The sequence below is a fragment of the Lysinibacillus sp. NPDC093688 genome, from assembly GCF_050280145.1.
GTDB classification, from domain to species: Bacteria; Bacillota; Bacilli; order Bacillales_A; family Planococcaceae; genus Lysinibacillus; species Lysinibacillus xylanilyticus_B.
The window spans coordinates 31,809-37,962 of record NZ_JBNNUX010000029.1 but is presented as its reverse complement, the minus strand read 5'-3'; the positions used below and the strand labels follow the sequence as shown (position 1 = coordinate 37,962).

The following is a 6,154-nucleotide window of genomic DNA, read 5'->3' as shown; positions in this document are numbered from 1 at the left end:
GGGATATGGCTGCTGAGGACGCGAAGGATGCATATGTGGTGGATATGGTTGCTGAGGACGCGAAGGATGCATATGTGGTGGATATGGTTGCTGAGGACGCGAAGGATGCATATGTGGTGGATATGGTTGCTGAGGATGCGAAGGATGCATATGTGGTGGATAAGGTTGCGAAGGCCGAGTTGGGTATGGTTGTTGCGGATAAGGTTGCGAAGGCCGAGTTGGGTATGGTTGTTGCGGATAAGGTTGCGAAGGCCGAGTTGGGTACGGAAGTTGCGGATATGGTTGCGGAGGGCGTGTTGGATACGGGCTACCAGAAGGCATGGTAGGATGAAACGGAATGTTAACATCAACATTGTCGGGATTTAAATTAGGGTTGACCAATGAAACACACCTTTCTTCGTTTTTCTTTTCTAACATATGCCTACAATTATGATCGTCGTAGGCATTAAACTAGGTGAATAATCGACAAAGGTAGAATTCGTTAAAGTAGAAAATGTTATAAAATATATCAAATTTAATTATAATAGAAAGAAATATCATTTAAAGGATGTTTAGATAAATGACCATTATAAAAATCAAGAAAATTAGGATACAAAATTTACGAAATGTACGACATGGTGAAATTGTTTTAACGGTGAATTTTGAGACATTTTTTAAGGCAAATGTTGTAGGTTTATACGGACAAAACGGTTCAGGAAAAACAACTATTGTTGATGCATTTGGTTTGTTAAAGGCACTGATCTCCGGATGGATTACTGAAATAAAATTACCGTCTCAGGAAAAGAGATTAATTATGGCAGGGGAGGATACGGCAAGTATTGAGTTCGAGTTTCTTGTAGAAAATCCATTTGGCACATTTTTTCTCAATTATTATGTAGAGTTACAAGAAGATCAAAACAGACTGTACACAACGGTTGAACGTATTGCGTACAGAGAGAATGAGAAAGGAAAGCGTTCAAAGATTCTAATTAATGTTACAGAGGAAGACATACAACTACGTAAAGCAAATCTTTCTGATATGAGTGAAAAAACGCGTATCCAATTACTAGTCATTCATCAACTATCTAAAAAACAATATACGTCCTTTGTCTTTCACAAAGATTTAAAGCCAATATTACAAGACAGGCTGTCAGAACTAGAAATGCAATTACTTCATAATTTAGCAATAGATTTTAATCGAGATTTACATGTTGTTAATAATCAAAATATCGCACCGTTATTTGAGGAGCGCAGCATGCCGTTTAGTATCCATCTAGAAAAAACTCGTGGTTCTATCCCTTACAACTTGAAAGGGCCAGCGTTATTGCCAGAGGATACGTTTAATGTGTTATGTGAAGTAATAGAGCAAAGTAATCGTGTATTATCAGCGATTATTCCAGGTCTGACTATAAAGATTAATGTCATTACAAAACAAACGATGGATAATGGAGAAAAAGGAGTTCGTTTTGAATTTCTATCACAGCGAGGGGAGCGTGAATTACCACTACGGACAGAGTCAGAAGGGATTTTGAAAATTATCTCTGTACTCAGTGTGCTCATTGCCGTTTATAATAACCCAAATGCTTGTGTAGTGATTGATGAATTAGATTCTGGTGTTTTTGAATATTTATTAGGCGAGTTGTTAACAGTGATTGATGAGGACGGAAAAGGCCAGCTTATTTTTACGTCTCATAATTTACGCGTGTTAGAGGTGCTTGCTATTAAAAACTTATGGTTTACGACAACAAATGAGGAACGTCGTTATATGCAGCTAAAGGGTATTAAAGAAGTAAATAATGCTCGGGATGTTTATTTACGTGCAATTCAGTTGGGCGGACAGGATGAAGAGGTTTATAAAGAAACGAAGATATTTAAAATTAAGCGTGCCTTTAGAAAAGCGGGTGTCCAGCGTGACTAAAAAGGTTCTTTTAATCATTGTAGAGGGGCAGACGGAGCAAATTATTTTAGAGGATTATCTAGATGAACATTTTGCAAATTCTACGATTCGCTTCGATGTACAACGGGAAGATATTTTAACGAAGTGGGACGCACATAAACGGATACCTAATATTAAAAATAGTATTACGAGAGTGATTCAGAACTATTTGCAGAAGTATAAGTTTTTAGCGAAGGATTTAACTGCAGTCGTTCATATTACTGATGCAGACGGGTGTTTTATTGCCCCTGAATTTGTCAAAGTGAAGGAAGATATTGAGCAAAAACTATACTATACAGAAGATGCAATATTGGTGAAATCTGAGAAGCGTAAGGAGCAAATTGAGCAACGAAATGAAATGAAGGCGAATAATGCCAAAATCCTTGTAGCGAATGATCATTTTAGCATTCAGCGATTAAGAATACCGTATCAGCTATTCTATTTTTCTACAAACTTAGAGCATGTACTATGGAATGAGCGCAATGAAATAGCAACGGAAAAGGTGCAAAAGGCTGATGAATTTATGGACAGTTTATCGAGTTCCATAGAAGAGTTTTTAAAAGACCATCTTCCGGTTAACTCTGAGCTTCCATATAAAGAAAAAATGAAAATGAGCTGGTCATTTTTGATGGAGGGCTGTAATTCGTTACAGCGCGGAACGAATGTGCCGTTATTATTTGAAATGATTAAATCAGATGTACAATAAAGTGTAACTTTAATCAGTGGGGGCCATCTTCCACTGATTTTTAGTCTTCAACAATAAGGCTTTAATGGGCAGTTAATGTCTATGCCCTCCATTAATCGTTGGAGGGCATTTTATTGTGTAGAAGACAAAATATAAATTAGAGCAACATGCCAGAAGATACATACTAAGCGAAATGGTTGATTGTAGTGGAGACTGGACGCCCCCCAGGAAAGACCAGATGGGAATAACTTCGCTAATTCCTCCGCAATAAACTTCGCATATCAATTGTAGAATAGCTTGCTTTAGGATCGACACCACCAACATGTGCAACATTTACAACGAGGTAAACAATGAAAAGAATGAGGCATTTTACGCTAGTTGTGTAAAAATGATTGGGAAAAGTGTAACAAATAATAAGTTGCGACGACTTATTTGTGAGTGTAGAAAGTGGGGTGAAGTTTTGCATCAGGATATATTAAAAATTGAACATTTGTACGATTGTTACCATCGTGATGTGTATCATTTTGCACTTTATTATACAAATAGCAAACAAGAGGCAGAGGATATTACACAAGAAACGTTTTTTAAGGTGATGAAGCAGTTAGATAATTTAAAGGATAATGATAAAGTAAAAACTTGGCTCTTATCAATTGCACGGAATACAGCAGTAGATATACATAGAAGGCAGAAAATAAAGCGTTTATTAACAGAAAAACTTAGCTGGCAGCCCATATTGAAGGAAGTGCCAATGCCTTTAGAGATTGTGGAGAAAAATGAGCAATGGCAAACAGTACAAGAAGCATTAATGACATTAAAATCACATGATCGGACAATCATTATTTGCAGAATGCTAAAAGACTATACGATTCAAGAAACCGCTGCGATTTTAGGTATCTCAGAAGTCAAGGTACGTGTTGATTTTCACCGAGCAATGGCGAGGCTTCGAAAAAAGGTAGGGAGGGATGATTGATGGAAGAACGTGATTATGATTTAGTTGATGCACTAAAACAACGCCCTGATAAAGAGCCAGATATAGATTACACAAATCAATTACGGCAAAAACTCCAAAAGACTCATATAAAGAAAACAAAAAGATTTTCTATCGCTACCATACTAACCGTTCCAGTGACGCTAGTTGTTCTTCTATTTGTATTCAGCATTGGTACAGGACAATCGTTCAATTTGAAAAATGCAGCACAGTTAACCATCAATCTAGAAAAAGACCTTACTAATATAGTGTGTATGTTCCTCATGCTTACGCTCTCATTGTTTATTTTGTTCGTTTATTTCAAGGGGCTTACGAAGGGAAGACTTATCTACATGACATTTTCTTTGTCTTTCTTGGCATGGGTAGGAAACCTAGTTTATGCAGAGCATCAAAATATGGATGAACCTATTGTACAACCAAGCTATAGTGAATCCTATGATCATACAAGTAAGCAAGACAATATAGATGAAATTCAACAGGAACAGGATAACTACTGGATGAAAACAATAGAGGGAGGTATAAAATAATGAAAAATCCTTACGATTATTTATTTAATGGCATGGGTTTTATTTTTATTGATTTAAGTGCTTTTGGATTACCAGATATATTACCAGATTTCATTGGTTATCTATCTTTAGCATACGGTATTAACTTGTTGCCGTCTTTTCATAACTTAAAGCGTTGGTCAAAAAATTTCGCCATTATTTTAATGATAATGTCATTTTTCGTGGAGCTAGCTCAATGGCTTGGTTATAAGGTACCCGGTGAAATTGGAATACATTTTATGCAATTTTTATTCATCGTTTTTATGTATTGGGTTTTTCAATTATTATTACACATTCATAATAATAAACCTCTTGAAGCTAAAACATTTAAAACGTACCAGAAATTCATGGCATTTATGCTTTGCGGCTTCGTAATACAGGCATTTTCAATAAATGTTGATACAAGTATGCGAGAAATTACTCATTTTATAGGTTCTTTATTACAGGTGTTTTCTTATTTCTTATTTATATTCTATTATCGAGCGTGTCATAAATACTATAAAGAACTTAATGAAAATAAGGTTCATTCGCTGTAACAAGCTATGGATCTTTTTTTGTTTTAGGGAATCTGTACTTACTGAGCGATGACATCTTTTCCTTTCCTAATTCATAAGCTTTATAGGTGTGATTTTATCAAGCTAAAAGGAGGCACTGACATTCAAATACATGTTGTACGGGCAGGAGAGTCCTTATGGGGTATTGCACAGTCGTACGGGACAACAGTTCAAAGTATTGTAGATGCCAATCAAATTCCTGAACCAAATCGATTAGTTATAGGGCAAGCGCTTGTGATACCGATTGTCGGAAATTTCTATTATGTACAGTCAGGAGATAGTCTATATTCAATTGGTCAACGCTTTGGCATAAATTATTCAACACTTGCTCAGGTAAATAATATAAGTCCGAGTCAACCTTTATCGATTGGTATGCGACTTTATATTCCACCTCAACCAAAAACAAAAGCTGAAACATTGGCATATTTAGAGCCAAGAGGAACATTCGTTAGTGAGGCATTATTGAGCCAAGCGAGAGAAGCGGGTCCATTTTTAACGTATCTTGCTTTATTTAGCTATGAGGCAAGGCGAGATGGAACGCTTAAGAGTCCTCCAAGTCAAGGTGTGACGCAAATTGCTAATGATACAGGAGCTTCTCTAGCAATGGTTGTCTCAAACCTAGAGAATTTTAGCTTTAGCGGTGATTTGGCGAGAGATATTTTTCAAAGTACAGCAGTACAGGATTTGCTTTTTAATAATATTCTTGAAGAGGCAAAGCGTTTAGGAACCGTTAAAGATATTCATTTCGATTTTGAGAATTTGCCGGGAGACCAACGAGAAGCTTATAACAATTTTTTAAGGAGAGCGGTGAGTCGATTCCATTCACAGGGGTATACCGTATCGACAGCGCTAGCTCCAAAAACAAGTGCTAGTGAGCGAGGTCCATGGACGGCGGGGCATGATTATAAAGCACATGGAGAAATAGTAGATTTTGTTATGTTAATGACTTATGAATGGGGATATTCTGCAGGACCGCCTATGGCAGTATCGCCACTTCCAGAGGTAGAAGCGGTTGTAAAATATGCAGTGAGTGAGATACCTCGAAACAAAATTATACTTGGACAGAATTTATATGGGTATAACTGGACACTTCCTTTTGTACAGGGGGGCCCGAATGCCGAAGCAATTAGTCCACAAAGAGCAATTGAGATTGCTAAAAAATATAATGCTGCTATTCAGTTTGATTTGAGATCTCAAGCACCGTTTTTTGAATACTATGATGAGCAAGGTAAAGCACATGTAGTCTGGTTTGAGGATGCTAGATCCATTCAAGCGAAGTTCAATTTAATTAAGCGGTACCAACTTCGTGGAGTAGGCTATTGGAAGTTAGGTTTACCATTCCCACAAAACTGGTTATTGATTGGGTCGAATTTTGATGTAGTAAAGAAATGAAATCCTAAGGAGCAAACACTTTCGTCTCGGCGTAATTGTTGCTGTCGCTACGTTAGCACTACGCTTTCGCACAGA

Annotated in this window: 7 protein-coding genes; all 7 read left to right on the top strand. The window is 37.0% G+C overall.

The window, feature by feature from the left end; translation table 11 throughout:
- Positions 1-326, top strand: a 326-nt coding sequence (locus tag ACQKN2_RS19045) for a hypothetical protein (protein WP_427416334.1), incomplete at its 5' end; no start/stop codon positions are given.
- A gap of 233 nt (positions 327-559) precedes the next feature.
- Entirely contained in the window at positions 560-1,897 is a 1,338-nt protein-coding gene (locus tag ACQKN2_RS19040; protein WP_427416333.1) for an AAA family ATPase, read from the top strand.
- Entirely contained in the window at positions 1,890-2,621 is a 732-nt protein-coding gene (locus ACQKN2_RS19035; RefSeq protein WP_427416332.1) for a hypothetical protein, read from the top strand. The genes ACQKN2_RS19040 and ACQKN2_RS19035 overlap by 8 nt, the downstream gene beginning before the upstream one ends.
- A 439-nt stretch (positions 2,622-3,060) precedes the next feature.
- On the top strand, positions 3,061-3,570 hold the full coding sequence (locus ACQKN2_RS19030; RefSeq protein ID WP_427416331.1) for an RNA polymerase sigma factor: 510 nt from the start codon (positions 3,061-3,063) through the stop codon (positions 3,568-3,570).
- A complete protein-coding gene (locus ACQKN2_RS19025; RefSeq protein WP_427416330.1) occupies positions 3,570-4,115 on the top strand; it encodes a hypothetical protein in 546 nt (181 codons plus the stop codon). The genes ACQKN2_RS19030 and ACQKN2_RS19025 overlap by 1 nt, the downstream gene beginning before the upstream one ends.
- Positions 4,115-4,669: a hypothetical protein gene (locus tag ACQKN2_RS19020; RefSeq protein WP_427416329.1), complete on the top strand. Its 555-nt coding sequence runs from the start codon at positions 4,115-4,117 to the stop codon at positions 4,667-4,669. The genes ACQKN2_RS19025 and ACQKN2_RS19020 overlap by 1 nt, the downstream gene beginning before the upstream one ends.
- A gap of 237 nt (positions 4,670-4,906) precedes the next feature.
- The gene (locus ACQKN2_RS19015) at positions 4,907-6,079 is read left to right on the top strand and encodes a glycosyl hydrolase family 18 protein (protein ID WP_427416352.1); all 1,173 of its coding nucleotides are present in this window, start codon (positions 4,907-4,909) and stop codon (positions 6,077-6,079) included.
- The last annotated feature ends 75 nt before the right edge of the window (positions 6,080-6,154 follow it).